Below are 13,081 nucleotides of genomic sequence, written 5' to 3'. Positions count from 1 at the left end.
GTCAGAGCATCGCCGTCAGCACGCCCCCGTCCGCACGCAGGGCGGCGCCGTTCGTCGCGGACGACAGCGGGCTCGACAGGTACGCGACCAGGCTCGCGATCTCGGTCGGGTCGATGAATCTCTCCAGCAGGGTGGTGTGATTCTGACCGATGATCGCGTTCTTCATCGCCTCGACGGGAAGAGACTGCGCTTCAGCCACCGCCGCCACGGATGCGGCAACTCCGTCGGAGAACGTGGGGCCGCCGAGCACGGTGTTGACCGTGACCGCCGTGCCGCGGGTGAGCTTCGCCAGACCGTTCGCCACCGCGAGCATCGCGGCCTTCGTCATGCCGTAGTGCACCATGTCGGCCGGCACGTTGACACCGGACTCGCTGCTGATGAAGACGATGCGGCCCGAGCCCCGCTCGAGCATGCCGCCGAGCATCGCGCGCGCGAGCCGAACGCCGCTCATCACATTGACCTCGAAGTACCGCGCCCACTCCGCGTCGCTGATCGACGCGAAGTCGGCGAGGCCGAAGAGCCCGACGTTGTTCACGAGGACGTCGACATCGCCGAGAGCATCCGTGAGTCGCGCCACCTCGTCAGCACTCGCGAAGTCGGCCGCGAGGCCCGCCACCCGCGCTCCCGGGTACTCGGCGCGCAGACGCTCGACCGCGGCGTCGAGACGCTCCGCGTCGCGCCCGTTCAGCGTCACCTCGGCGCCCTCCGCGGCGAGCGCGGCCGCGATCGCGTAGCCGATCCCCTGCGTCGATCCACTGATGAACGCTGTCTTGCCCTGCAGTCCCAGGTCCACGATCACTCCTTCTCGCACTCGCGTTCGGTGCGCATTAACTTGCCGGAGCAAGTCACTGTACGAGGTTTTACTTGCGTGAGCAAGTCATTGCATCCTGGATGGCGTAGGCTCGTGACATGCCTGAGCACTCGACCGTCGACCCGTTGAGCGCAGAGGAGCTGGAGACCTGGGCTCCCGTGGCCACACTGCTCGAGCGGCTCCCGACCGCTCTCGACGCACAGCTTCAGCGCGACAGCGGGCTGACCCACTTCGAGCACGGGATCCTGTTCGCGCTCGACTCCGCCCCCGATCGCACACTGCGCCTCAGCGTTCTCGCGAGCTACGCCAGCTGCACCCTCTCGCGACTCTCGCGCGCTGTCTCCCGCCTGGAGACGAAGGGGTGGGCCCGGCGCGAGACCGATCCGACCGATGGTCGTTTCACGCTCGGGATCCTCACGCCGAGCGGGCACGAGAAGGTCGTCGAGTCGACACCTGCGCATCATGCACTCGTCCGCGAACTGGTCTTCGAGAGCCTGACCGCGGCGCAGAGCCGCCAGCTCCGTGCGATCAGTCAGCGAATCGCGTCCGCGATCGGTCCGGATGACGCCTGGAGACCTCCGCTGCCCGAGCGCCCGTGACGGATGTCGGTGTCCGAGCGTAGGATCGGCGACACGCACCCACGACCTGAGGAGACGACGATGTCAACCCTGGAGACCAGCGAGAAGCCCCTCCCGTTCGTCCGACTCGCGTCGCTGACCGAGACCGTCGCCTCGCAGCCCGAGGTCGCGGCCGTCGTGGGTCCTCTGTTCGACCGGGTGGCCGACGCCCTGCGTGATGCGGGGGCGATGCCGGGACTCCCCATCGCCGAGTACGACATGGACAAGCACGGCGTGCGCATCACGGTCGGCTTCGTCTACGACGGCCCCGCCGTCGACGGGGTCGTCATCGTCGAGCTGCCGGCCGTCGAGTCTGCGTTCTCCACCACCCACCTCGGCACCATGTCGACGATCGACGACAGCTGGAGTGCGCTGAACACAGCGATCGCTGAAGGCGGCGCCACCGCCGTCGGTGCGTGCCGCGAGGTCTACCTGCGGTCGGAATCCGAAGATCAGGCCGACTGGATCACCGAGCTGCAGCAGCCGATCGCCCGGAGCTGACCGTCTAGGGCCTGACCTTCTCGGGCATCATCTTCTAGGGCCTGCCGTCCTCGGCCTGACCGTCTTCGGCCTGACCGTCAGAGCGCTCCGGCCAGCGCCGCGATGCCGACGATCACCGAGACCAGTGCGAGCACCAGGGCGATCGCGATCAGCACGGCGTGCACCTTGAGGAACATCGTGGCCCTGCCGTCGGCATCCCGAGCCCGGGGGTCGGTCGCGACGCGCTTGTAGAAACGGGGCCACACCAACACATTGAAGGCGGCGTTGAGGAAGAGCACGACGGAGAGAACGATCACCCCTCCACGCTAACGCCCTCGGCTCGAGTGCCCCCGGCATCCGTCCCCCTCGCTGCGGCATCCCTCCTCGCATCCCCGTCTCACCCGTACCGTTTGCAGGACCCCGGCACGTCTGCACGGCCAGACCTCACGTCCGACCCTGCAGACGTGCATCCGTCCTGCAGACGGTACGCACCCCCCGATGCCCGACGCCCTCCCCGGCATCGGTCCCCGCCCCCTCCCAGGCCCCCGTCTCAGCCGTACCGTTTGCAGGACCCCGGCACGTCTGCACGACCAGACCTCACATCCGGCCCCGCAGACGTGCATCCGTCCTGCAGACGGCACCCCACGAGTCACCCGGCCCGACCGATCCGCGCAGTGTTCCGAAAAAACACCGGGTCCATGTATCAGCAAGCTCTTGCCGTGCTCCTGAATGGTGTGATCACAATGGGACTCATGATCGACGGCGCACCCGATGGCGCCGGCCTCGATCCTGCACCGGACGACGGTGCGGCCCGCTGGAGGCGAGCCGCCGAATTCTTCGACGCATGGCGAGACGGCGACAGCCGCGCGATGGACGACCTCGTGCGGCTGATGACGCCTGTGCTCTGGCATGTCGTGCGCGCGTACGGACTCGAGCGCACACTGGCCGAAGACGTCATCCAGACCACCTGGCTGCAACTCGTGCGCGGCCACCGCTCGATCAGCGATCCGAAGGCGGTGTCGGCCTGGCTCACCACCACCGCCCGCCGCGAGGCCTGGCGGGCCGGCAAGGCGCACAACCGCATCGACACGACAGAGTCGGATGCTCTCGACGCACTGCTTCCTGAGCAGCAGTCCGCCGAGCACCACGCGACCGTCGGAGACGAGAACCGGCGCCTCTGGGCTGCGGTGCATCGCCTCGCCGATCGATGCCAGCGCCTGCTGCGTGTGATCGCCTTCGAGGAGCGACCGGATTACGCCCGTCTCGCCGCCGACCTCGCTATGCCCGTCGGCAGCATCGGACCCACCCGCCAGCGCTGCCTCGCGAAGTTGCGCGACCTGCTCGACGCACCGACACCACGAACGGAGGGCAGCTCATGAGCGAGAACGACGGCGCCCACGGCGGCGACAACCACGAGGATGCCGAGCTGTTCGCGCAGCTGCGTTCACTCTGGCGCGACGTCGACCCGATGCCGGCCGCCCTGATCGACCGCATGATCGCGACCGTCGCGGCCGAGGGTCTGTCAGAGGAGTACGCGCTGCTCACACTCATCGACGAGCCGCTCGGTGCCGTGCGCGGCGACGCCGATGCACTCACCCTGCAGTTCAGCGACGGCACCACCAGCATCCTGCTGCACGTCACCCGCACCGCGACCGGCGCGCACCGCGTCGACGGCTGGGTCGACTCGACATCGGGCGCGATCGAACTCGCGCAGGGCGAGCACATCCGCACCACGACGGCCAACGACACCGGTCGCTTCATGTTCGACGACGTGCCCGACGGGCTGACTCTCGTGCGCCTCCGCACCACGGTCGGCGATCAGGAGCGAACCGTCACGACTCCGCAGTTCGAGTTGTGATCCACCGCGGGGCGACCCGCACACACCACCGCCGGGCGACTCCCGCACTCCGCAGGATCTCCCTCAGGGAACGCGGGCCAGCCCCCATACGACGCGGGTCAGCCCCCACACAACGCGGGCCAGCCCGCACACACCGCGGGAACTCCCGCACAGGACGCGGGTCCGCCCGCGAGGAGAGGACCGACGATGGAGCAGCCCAAGGGGTGGAGCTGGCAGGACAGAGCCGAGGGGTCGATCAGGCGGGGGACGGCTCTCGATCCGTCGGTCGAACCCGTCGACGGCGTCAGGGCGTTCCCCACGGCGTATCTGCAGGAGCACCTGCTGATCACGCAGGATCAGGAGAACGACCAGGAGGCCTACGACAAGGAGATCCGCGAGCTGCGGGAGGCCGCCGGCTCGTTCGGCTGGAACCTCGAGATCGAATCGCCGGATGCTCTCCGCGCCGCCGATCCGCTGGTTCCCGGGGTGCCGGGCTTCCTCCGCGCCCGCCTGACCACACCCGACGAGCCGACCAGAGGCGAGTCTCCGGTGCCGCCCGATGCCTGGCGTGTCCTGCAGCGCGCACGTCGCAGCTCGGGCACTCCGATGCCGAGGACCAGCCTCGAGCACGTGCTGTCGATCGACCCGGTCGGCCTCAATCCGTTCAGTCGCACCAATCCCTTCAGCCGCACCAACCCGTTCAGCCGCACCAATCCGGTGCGCGGCGCGGGCGGAGGGGTCGGAGGCAGCGACGACTACCTCGAGCCGGGCCGAGGCGCCCGCCAGCCGGTGACCTGGCTCGGTCCCGCGCCGCGGCGCACGGCCACCCCGAAACGCGGCCGCCGCCCGGTGGTGGCGGTGCTCGACACCGGATGCGGAGTGCACGACTGGCTGTCGGACGACATCGTCACCCGACACCTCGAGCTCGACGGTGTGCCGATCGGCCTCACCGACGACGCCGATCCCGAGCGCTATCCCGACCTCTACGGGCAGCTCGACGGAGAGATCGACGCGGTCGCCGGGCACGGCACGTTCATCGCGGGAATCATCCGCCAGACGGCGCCGGATGCCGACATCGTCTCGATCCGCATGGCCGGCGCGCTCGGCGTGATCGACGAGAGCACGTTCCTGATCACGGTCGCCCAGGTCGTCGAACTGCTGCGGCGACACCGCGAAGACCCCTCGACAGGGCATCCGATCGACGTCCTCAATCTGTCACTCGGGTACTACCACGAGACGCCGACGGACGGCCTCTTCAGCACGACGCTGCACGCCCTGCTGACGAAGGCGCGCGAGCTCGGGTGCGTGGTGGTGTGTTCGGCGGGCAACGATGCGATCGATCGGCCGTCGTTCCCGGCATCCCTCTGGCCGTGGCCCGGAGCCGACAACGGCATCCCCCGCGATGACGACGCGCCGCACGTGTCGGTCGGCGCCCTCAATCCGTCTGCCCGATCGGTCGCGCTGTTCTCGAACATCGGCCCGTGGGTGCAGGTCTACGCGCCCGGCGCCGCCGTGGTCAGCACGTCGCCGGCGTTCGTCGGAGGCGAGCAGGCGACGACCAGGGCGGATGTCGCCGGGCTGCGCCGCGAGACGATCGACCCGGACGACTACCGCGGAGGCTTCTCGATCTGGAGCGGCACGTCGTTCGCGGCTCCGTATGTCGCGGGTCGCATCGCCGCTCAGCTGGGCTCGGTGCCCGCGCAGGGCGTCACGGCGCATGCCGCGGCCAAGGCCGTCGCCGCCGTGCGGAAGACGCTGCCGCCGCCGGTGACGGGCGGGTAGCCGGGGGGCGGTGGCTCGACACGGCGGCCGGATGGCTGAGGATTCCCCGGATGGCTGCTGAACAGGGTCAGTAGGGTCAGCCATCCGGGCATCGATCAGCCACAGCGAGTGCCCGGAACAGGGCGGATGCGGCCGCACGTCTTCCCTGAGGCCAGACATACCGGCATTCTGGTGCAGTGCCCCTGTCTGCTCTCGAGCTGCATCAGCGCGGCGTCGACGCAGCCAACTCCCGACGGTTCGCGCAGGCGCGGCGTGCGCTCACGACCGCTTCCGCACGCACCGACGACGGTGATCTGCGCGCACGCATCGACGGGACCATGGCCTATGTGCTCGCCCAGACGGGCCAGCCGGCGGAGGCCGAGCGGCTCTCCCGAGAAGCACTCTCGCGCCCTGGCCTCAGCGATGAGACGATCGCCCTCGCGAACGGGCAGCTGGGCACGCTCCTCATGCACGGGGGACGCTTGGATGAGGCCGACCTGTTTCTCACGAAGGCGATCGACGGTCTCGACGAGGGCTCGATCGAGAGCGCGAACTGCCTGATGAGCCGCTCGATCGTCAGCATGCAGCGACACCGGCTCGACGACTGCTCGGCCGACCTCCAGCGAGCGATCGCCGCCTATGAGGCCCACGGGGCAGACGCACCGCTCGCCGAAGCCCGCCACAATCTCGGCTACGCCGCACTGCTCGGGGGCGACCTCGTCACGGCACTCGGGTTGATGACCCGATCGCGGTCGATCCTCGCCGCCACAAGCGACCTCGCCGCCGCGATCAGCGACCTCGACCGCGCCGAGGTGCTGCGCGATGCCGGCCTCACGACAGAGGCCGAAGAGCTGCTCAGCACGGTCGCTGTGCAGTTCGGGGCGCAGCGGATGCGGCAGGCGCGCGGCGAAGCCGAGTTCCACCTCGCCCGGTCGCTGCTACGGCACGACGCCCCTGCCGCCGAGCGGGCCGCCGCGACCGCATCCCGTCGCTTCGCCGCACTGGGAAGCGAGAGCTGGTCGGCCCGCGCCGAGGCGGTGCGGCTGGAAGCGCGACTGCTCGCGCGCCCGAAGGCCGCACCGAGGTCCGAGGACTTCGCGCGTACCGCCGCAGCGCTCACTCGGGGAGGGTTCCTCACCGAAGCCACCGCCCTTTCTCTCACAGCTCGACTCGCTGACGGAGGGCGGATGCCGCGGCTCGCCGCCGAAGCACCGACGCCGCTGCGGCTGCGCGCGCACGAGGTGCGAGCGGTGCGAGCGGCGTCTGCAGGCAGGGATGCCGACGCCCGCCGTGCCGCAGCCGCCGGCCTCGACCTGCTCACCGCGTGGCAGCAGTCGTTCGGCGCGCTCGACCTGCAGGCGTCCGTGGCGATGCACGGCACCGAGCTGATGTTCACGGGACTCGCCGCCGCCGCACGGTCGCGCGACCCCGAGGTGCTGTTCGAGTGGTCGGAGCGCGCCAGGCATCTGAGCCAGCAGGTCGCTCCGGTGCGCCCGCCGCACGACGCAGAGCTGTCTGCCGACCTGGCCGAACTGCGGATGCTGCGCGCAGACCTCGCGGGGTCGGATTGGACGACCGATGCGCGGGTTCGCGAGCTGCGCGACCAAGTGCGTGACCGGCAGTGGTCGTCGACCGGTGTCGGTGGAAACCACCAGCGCCTCGAACTGCTCGAGACCAGAGCTCGTCTCGACGGCGACACGGCGATCCTCGCCTACGTCTTCACGCGTGACGAGCTGCTCTGCGTCGTGGTGACAGCATCCGGTTCGTCGATCGTCGAACTGTCGCTGCCGCGCATCGAGTCCGCGCTCGACGGGCTCCGCGCCGACCTCGATGTGGCCGCTCTCACCCATCGCGGCCCGATGGCCCACGTCGTGGCCCGATCACTCGACGAGAGGCTGCGCCGGCTCGACGATGCCCTGCTCGCGCCTGCCCGTGCGGCGTCGGGTGGGGCTGCTCGTCTCGCCCTGACGGTTCCCGGCATCCTCGGCGGCATCCCCTGGGCGATGCTCCCCGGCATGCGCGGAACGCCGTTCACGATCGCGACCTCGGTGTCGCGTCTGCTCGGCGAGCCGCCTCGACGAACCGATCCCTCGTCGACGTCTCCTCTGCCGCACTCCTCGCGCGCCTCGCTCCGACGCTCACCGGACGCAGCGGCGCCGAGTCCGACGGCCGGATTCGCCGCCGGTCCTCGCGTCGCGCGGGCAGACGAGGAGGTGCGTCGAGCGGCGGCAGCCTGGAACGGCGCCCGAATCCTCACCGGCGAAGAGGCTCGCGTCTCGGCCGTCACCGAACTCGCCGAGCAGGTCGACGTGCTGCACATCGCCGCCCACGGTCGCCACGCGGTCGACAATCCACTGTTCTCGGGATTCGAACTCCACGACGGCACACTGTTCGGCTATGACGTCGACCTGATCTCGCGCGCGCCGGAGACCGTGGTGCTCTCGGCCTGCGAGTTAGGACGCTCATCGGTGCGCTGGGGCGAGGAGGCACTGGGCATGACGCGTGTCTGGCTGCACGCCGGCACCGGCTGCGTCATCGCCGCACCCGTGGTGGTGGCAGACGACATCGCCTGCGAGCTGCTCGGGGCCGTGCACCTCGAGCTGGCGGCCGGCGCACGACCGGCCGTCGCGCTGGCTGCGGCAGCCGAATCCACCGGGCTCCGTGCGCCGTTCCAGTGCCACGGAAGCGGACTCTGAATCTTTTCTCCACTCGATGTATCAGAACATCGGTGGCTCGCTCCTTATCTCCAGAAGGTGCCAGCGAAGGGCTTCGGAAACGAAGCGCGAGGGAGGCGCAGTCGAACTGGGGAAACCCTCGTGCACTGGGGAGTGTGAGGGAACGACAGGACACCATCTACTCCGGGGGTGCCGCGAGAGGGGTCGCGGCGCCCCCACCAGGAGTTCGACGCCGAGACCCACCTTGCGACGGGGGCAGTGGGTCTCGGCGTCAGGGGGATGCCAGCACGGAGGCCGCACGGGGCGACGCTCAGGCGGTCAGGACCTCGTACCCCGCGTCGCGGAACGCGGCGAGCGTCGCGGCATCCGCCCCGTCGTCGGTCAGGAGCACGGGGAACAGCTCTGAGCCGCCGACCGCCGCGAATGCCACCCTGCCGATCTTGCTGCTGTCGGTGACGACCACTGCTCGGCGGGCGCGCTCGGCCATCATCCGGTTCACCGCGGCTTCGCGTTCGTCCTGGGTAGTTGCTCCGGCTGCGGCGTCCATGCCGTTGACTCCGATGAAGGCGATGTCGAGCCGCACTCCGCGCAGCAACTGCTCGACGAACGGGCCCACCAGCTCATAGCTGCGCGAGTGGATCACCCCGCCGGTCACGACGACCTTGATGTCGGGGCGGGTCGCGAGCTGCGCGGCGATGTTCACGGCGTTGGTGACGACCGTGATGCCCGCGCCTGTCGCGAGATCGTCGCGAGCGGCGAGCGCTGCGGCGATGGCCGTGGTCGTCGTTCCGCCCGACAGCCCCACGACCATGCCCGGCGCGACGAGGGCGGCGGCGGCCAGGGCGATGCTCTCCTTCTCGTGCGCGCGCAAGTGGCTCTTGTAACGAATCGGCAGCTCGTAGGCGACCGAGTGCGCGACCGCCCCGCCGTGCGTGCGGGTGAGCAGACGCTGCTCGGCGAGCGAGTCGAGATCGCGGCGGGTGGTGGCAGCCGAGGCGCCGAAGCGCTCGACGAGCTCGTCGACATTCACCTCGCCGTCCGCGGCCAGGAGGTCGAGGATCGCATTCAGGCGGGCGGCGCGCTTCATGTCACCATCCTGCCCGTGTTCACACTGGTCACCCCGCCACTCCGGCGGGATCGAGGGCGAACAGCCGCAGCATCCGCGCCGCCTCCCCCGCGAGCGCCTCACGCGCGGGTGAGAGGTACTTGCGCGAGTCGACGAGCTTCTCGTCGGCGTCGAGGGTCGACCGGATCGCGCGAGTGAAGAAGCCGTTCAAGTGCGTCGAGACGTTGATCTTGGTCATGCCCGCGCGCACCGCATCGGCGATCACGGCATCCGCGACGCCCGACGAGCCGTGCAGCACGAGCGGAACGGGAAGCGCCTGGCGCAGTCGGCCGATGAGCTCGAGGTCGAGAGATGCCGTGCGATGGGTCATCGCGTGCGACGAGCCCACGGCCACGGCGAGCGCGTCGACGCCTGTCGCTGCGACGAATGCGCGTGCCTCGTCGGGGTCGGTGCGCACGCCGGGTGCGTGTGCGCCGTCCTTGCCGCCGACCTCGCCCAGCTCGCCCTCGACGTAGACGCCCGCCGCGTGAGCTCGCTCGGCGACGGCGGCGGTGATCGCCACGTTCTCGTCGTAGGGCAGCGCGCCGCCGTCGAACATGACCGAGCCGAATCCGAGGGCGATGGCCTCGTCGACGAGCTCGGGGCGCTCGGCGTGGTCGAGGTGCACGGCGACCGGCGTCGCTGCCCGGCGGGCGACCGCGAGGGTCGCCAGCGCGATCGGCTCGAGGCTGCCGTGATAGTCGGCGCAGTTCTGCGAGATCTGCAGGATCACCGGCAGACCCGCGTCGGCCGAGGCACGCACGAGTCCCTCGGCCGTCTCGAGGTGGATCACGTTGAACGCGCCGATGCCGGTGCCGCGTGCTGCGGCATCCGTCACCAGCTCGCGGGCGGAGACGAGTGTCACTGAGGGTCCTCTCGAACGGTGGGGTCGTAGGGAGCGACGAGCAGGCGCTGCTCGAGCGCCTCCCACTCATCGGAGATCTCGCCCGCGAGCGGCATGAGCACGGCGGCAGCCGACCAGGCGGTCGCGCGGCGCAGGACGACTGCGGGGTCACGGATGCCGTCGGCATAGAGCACCGCGCACGCGGCCACCCCGGCGTCACCGGCTCCGGTCGGGTTGCCGGCGAGCGGAGCGTCGAGACGGGCGTGCAGCACCTCGGATGCCGTGACTGCGAGCATGCCCTCGGCACCGAGCGACAGCAGCACGAGGTCGACGCCGCGCTCGATCAACGAGCGGGAACCCTCGACCGGGTCGGTGATGCCCGTCGCCTCGACGAGTTCGGCGGCGTTGGGTTTGAGCACGGATGCTCCGGCATCCGCCGCGTGCAGCATCGCGACACCGGATGTGTCGACGATCACCGGCACGCCCGCGTCTCTCGCCGTGCCGATCAGCAGGGGCAGCAGCGTCTCGGGTGCCCCGGGTGGCAGGCTGCCCGAGATCACCAGCACCTGCGCGCCGGGCAGAGCGTCGACGACTTCGCCGAGCAGAGCGGCCCACTCGGGATCGGTCGGATTCACACCCCGCTCGTTGACGATCGTGGTGTCGCCGAGCGCCTCGTCGACCAGGGCGATGCTCTGCCGGGTCGCTCCCACCACAGGGACCAACCGGTGGGGCACCCCGCTGGCACCGAGTTCGGCGGCGAGCTCGACACCGCTGCGACCACCGGCAGTAGACACCGCGAGCACCGAGGCCCCCTGAGCATGGGCGACCCTGGCGACGTTGAGGCCCTTGCCGCCGGCACGCACGGCACCGGCATCCGCTCTGTGCGTCTCGCCGAGGGTCAGTCGCTCGACGTGCCACGTGAGGTCGAGGGCGGGGTTCGGGGTGACGGTGAGGATCATGCGAGCTCCCTCGCGCGCAGTGCCGCGCCCAGGATGCCGGCGTTGCCCGAGAGCTCGGCGGGCACGAGCTCGGGAAGCCGATGGAAGCTCAGTCGTTCGGCGAGCCGGGCGCGCAGCTCGTCGAAGAGCGCTCCACCGGCCCGGGAGAGCCCGCCGCCGATCACGATGGCCTCGGGTGCGACGACCGCGGTCAGCTGTGCGAGCGACAGGGTGAGGGCGTCGAGCGCCGAGTTCCAGATCTCCGAGGCGATCCGGTCGCCGGCAGCGGCGCGGGCGATCACGTCTTTGGCGCCGTCGGGGGTGATCCCCGTCGCCTCTCGATAGCGGCGCGCGATGGCACCGGCCGACGCGACCACCTCGAGGCAGCCCCGCGCGCCGCACGCGCACACCGGTCCGTCGGCGATCGGCGAGTGTCCGATCTCGCCCGCATAGCCGCCCGCCGTGTAGGGCTCTCCGCCGACGAGCAGCGCGCCGGCGATGCCGGTGCCGATCACGAGCACGACCGAGTTCGAGTAGGCGCGGGCGCCGCCCAGGCGGTGTTCGGCCCAGCTCGCCGCACGTACGTCGTGGTCGAACGCCACCGGCAGGCCGAGCTTCGCCGACGCGAGGTCGCGCAGCGGCGAGTCGTGCCAGCCGAGGTTGCTCGCGAACACGCCGAGCCCGGCATCCGCGTCGACGATCCCCGGCACCACGAGCCCCGCCGCCTGTGGCACGACGTCGGGGTGGTCTGCCCGCAGCTCGGCGGCCAGCACTCCGAGTCGCTCGATCAGCACCGCGGTGCGATCGCCGTCGGCCACCGGGGTCGGCGTGCGGCGCAGGCCGAGCGCCGTGCCGTCGGCGTCGAACAGCGCCGACTTGATGTCGGTGCCGCCCACATCGAAGGCCAGCACCGGAGCACCGCGGCCCAGTGGGCGCGCGGAGGCGAGCCTCTCGCCCGATGCGTCGCTCACGACGTCGGCGATGCTCGCGGCATCCTCAGGGCTGGTCATCGAACTCTCCGCGGGTGGGTCGGGTCATGCATCCAGGATGACGGATCGCGTGAGGTTGCGCGGCTGATCGGGGTCGAGACCCTTGGCGACCGCGCGGTCGAGGGCGACGCGGTGCAGGCGCACGAGGTCGGCGAGCGGGTCGACCGGATGCTGCACGAAACGCGCCCCGGTGGCCTCGACCTGCACGGCCAGCCCCTCGGGCGCCTGGCCGAACTGCCAGGTCACGCGGCCGGGTGCGGCGATCGCGATCGGACCGTGGCGGTACTCCATCGACGGGTACGACTCGGTCCACGACTGCGACGACTCGCGCATCTTCAGAGCGGCCTCGTGTGCAAGGCCGACGGTCCAACCACGTCCGAGGAACGAGTACTGCTCGGCATCGCGCAGCTCGTCGTCGTAGTCTGCGGCGAGCACAGCCGCGGCATCGTCGATCGCGCCGGTGAGGTCTTCGCCGAGCGAGGCACGGAAGAGCGCCAGCGCGGTGGTCGCGAAGCGCGTCTGCACGACCGACTTCTCGTCGGCGAAGGGCAGCAGAACGGCGTCGTCGACCAGCGAGACGAGCGGCGAGGTCTCGTCGCCGATCACGCCGATCGTGGGCACGCGGCCCTTGATGCGCTCGACCAGCTCGAGCACCTCCGTCGTGGTGCCCGAGCGCGTCAGCGCGACGACGGCGTCATAGCCGCGGTCGACGAACGACTCGGATGCCGCGAACGCGTCGGTCTCGCCCTGCCCCGCGGTCTCGCGCAGGAACGCGTAGGACTGCGCCATGAACCACGACGTGCCGCATCCGACGACCGCGATGCGGGCTCCGGATGCCGGCAGCAGCGCCTGGGCATCACGGAGATCGGCGGCGCGGGCCCAGGTCTCGGGCTGCGAGTTCAGTTCTTCGCGCATGTGTGCGCCGGGCAGAAGTTCGGTCATGTCGGGCCCTCCGGACCAGATGTTGCAAGTTTGTGATTGTTTCGAGGTTGATTCGATCATAGTATTTCGACACGAGGAAATC

General features: G+C 70.3%; 13 protein-coding genes. 6 read left to right on the top strand and 7 right to left on the bottom strand.

Features of this window, described 5'->3' with window-relative positions:
• Position 1: 1 nt before the first annotated feature.
• Positions 2 to 793: an SDR family NAD(P)-dependent oxidoreductase gene (locus tag ACIOU8_RS12110; RefSeq protein WP_400789689.1), complete on the bottom strand. Its 792-nt coding sequence runs from the start codon at positions 791 to 793 to the stop codon at positions 2 to 4.
• Between the two features lie 116 nt (positions 794 to 909).
• On the opposite strand from ACIOU8_RS12110, the gene ACIOU8_RS12105 reads away from it, so the two are divergent.
• Both ACIOU8_RS12105 and ACIOU8_RS12100 read left to right on the top strand, forming a co-directional pair.
• Positions 910 to 1,410 carry a MarR family winged helix-turn-helix transcriptional regulator gene (locus ACIOU8_RS12105; protein WP_400789687.1) on the top strand — a complete coding sequence of 167 codons (501 nt, stop codon included), beginning with the start codon at positions 910 to 912 and terminating at the stop codon, positions 1,408 to 1,410.
• A 60-nt stretch (positions 1,411 to 1,470) separates the two neighbouring features.
• Positions 1,471 to 1,929 (top strand): hypothetical protein, encoded by a 459-nt coding sequence (locus ACIOU8_RS12100; RefSeq protein WP_400789684.1) that lies wholly within the window; start codon positions 1,471 to 1,473, stop codon positions 1,927 to 1,929.
• Positions 1,930 to 2,006: 77 nt separating this feature from the next.
• Here the strand turns inward: ACIOU8_RS12100 and ACIOU8_RS12095 are convergent, their stop codons facing one another.
• Positions 2,007 to 2,225 carry an SCO4848 family membrane protein gene (locus ACIOU8_RS12095; RefSeq protein WP_400789682.1) on the bottom strand — a complete coding sequence of 73 codons (219 nt, stop codon included), beginning with the start codon at positions 2,223 to 2,225 and terminating at the stop codon, positions 2,007 to 2,009.
• Between the two features lie 435 nt (positions 2,226 to 2,660).
• Between ACIOU8_RS12095 and ACIOU8_RS12090 the strand changes: the two genes are divergently transcribed.
• From ACIOU8_RS12090 to ACIOU8_RS12075, 4 genes are all read left to right on the top strand, one after another.
• On the top strand, positions 2,661 to 3,287 hold the full coding sequence (locus ACIOU8_RS12090) for an RNA polymerase sigma factor (RefSeq protein WP_400789679.1): 627 nt from the start codon (positions 2,661 to 2,663) through the stop codon (positions 3,285 to 3,287).
• Positions 3,284 to 3,766: a hypothetical protein gene (locus tag ACIOU8_RS12085; RefSeq protein WP_400789676.1), complete on the top strand. Its 483-nt coding sequence runs from the start codon at positions 3,284 to 3,286 to the stop codon at positions 3,764 to 3,766. Before ACIOU8_RS12090 ends, ACIOU8_RS12085 begins: the two co-directional genes overlap by 4 nt.
• Before the next feature lie 186 nt (positions 3,767 to 3,952).
• Positions 3,953 to 5,527, top strand: a complete 1,575-nt coding sequence (locus ACIOU8_RS12080) for a S8 family peptidase (RefSeq protein ID WP_400789674.1) — start codon at positions 3,953 to 3,955, stop codon at positions 5,525 to 5,527.
• 176 nt (positions 5,528 to 5,703) lie between these two features.
• The gene (locus ACIOU8_RS12075) at positions 5,704 to 8,202 is read left to right on the top strand and encodes a CHAT domain-containing protein (RefSeq protein WP_400789671.1); all 2,499 of its coding nucleotides are present in this window, start codon (positions 5,704 to 5,706) and stop codon (positions 8,200 to 8,202) included.
• Positions 8,203 to 8,491: 289 nt separating this feature from the next.
• Here the strand turns inward: ACIOU8_RS12075 and ACIOU8_RS12070 are convergent, their stop codons facing one another.
• The 5 genes from ACIOU8_RS12070 to ACIOU8_RS12050 are packed head-to-tail and all read right to left on the bottom strand — an operon-like array spanning position 8,492 to position 12,999.
• Complete coding sequence (locus ACIOU8_RS12070; RefSeq protein ID WP_400789668.1) at positions 8,492 to 9,268, bottom strand: DeoR/GlpR family DNA-binding transcription regulator; 777 nt, start codon at positions 9,266 to 9,268, stop codon at positions 8,492 to 8,494.
• A 28-nt stretch (positions 9,269 to 9,296) separates the two neighbouring features.
• Entirely contained in the window at positions 9,297 to 10,151 is an 855-nt protein-coding gene (locus tag ACIOU8_RS12065) for a ketose-bisphosphate aldolase (RefSeq protein ID WP_400789665.1), read from the bottom strand.
• A complete protein-coding gene (locus tag ACIOU8_RS12060; protein ID WP_400789662.1) occupies positions 10,148 to 11,089 on the bottom strand; it encodes a 1-phosphofructokinase family hexose kinase in 942 nt (313 codons plus the stop codon). Before ACIOU8_RS12060 ends, ACIOU8_RS12065 begins: the two co-directional genes overlap by 4 nt.
• On the bottom strand, positions 11,086 to 12,078 hold the full coding sequence (locus ACIOU8_RS12055) for an ROK family protein (protein WP_400789659.1): 993 nt from the start codon (positions 12,076 to 12,078) through the stop codon (positions 11,086 to 11,088). Before ACIOU8_RS12055 ends, ACIOU8_RS12060 begins: the two co-directional genes overlap by 4 nt.
• Before the next feature lie 24 nt (positions 12,079 to 12,102).
• On the bottom strand, positions 12,103 to 12,999 hold the full coding sequence (locus ACIOU8_RS12050; RefSeq protein WP_400789656.1) for an SIS domain-containing protein: 897 nt from the start codon (positions 12,997 to 12,999) through the stop codon (positions 12,103 to 12,105).
• Positions 13,000 to 13,081 lie beyond the last annotated feature (82 nt).

This window comes from Microbacterium sp. NPDC087589 (assembly GCF_044743635.1).
Lineage (GTDB): Bacteria > Actinomycetota > Actinomycetes > Actinomycetales > Microbacteriaceae > Microbacterium.
Note: the sequence above shows the minus strand (reverse complement) of the source record. Positions and strands in the feature narration are given on the sequence as shown.